The organism is Nocardia cyriacigeorgica, from assembly GCF_010858045.1.
Taxonomy (GTDB): domain Bacteria; phylum Actinomycetota; class Actinomycetes; order Mycobacteriales; family Mycobacteriaceae; genus Nocardia; species Nocardia cyriacigeorgica_E.
On record NZ_JAAGVC010000241.1, the window covers coordinates 1 to 317 of the forward strand.

At 70.0% G+C, this 317-nt stretch carries 1 pseudogene; it reads left to right on the top strand.

Annotated features, from left to right (window positions below):
- Nucleotides 1-317, top strand: a pseudogene (locus GV790_RS29535) (TetR/AcrR family transcriptional regulator); the annotation flags it as partial.

The window sequence follows — 317 nt, forward strand, 5'->3', positions numbered from 1 at the left end:
GAGGAATGCTTCGCCGCCGCCTACGACACGGCCGTGGACGGGTGCCTGCGGCTGCTGGGCGAGACGATCACCCTGAGCGCGGATACGCCGTTCGCCGACCGGGTGCATGCTTCGTTCCGGGTCTTCCTGGAGATTCTGGCCGCTCAACCCGCCGCCACCCGGGCGCTCTATATCGAGATCCTGGCCGCGGGACCGGCTCTGGTCGAACACCGGGCGCGGGTGCACCGCCTGTTCGCCGAGCACATCATGGCGGTCGCGCGGATCGGCGTGGAGCGGGGCGAGGTTCCCGCCGAACCGGATCCCGCGCTGATCGACAT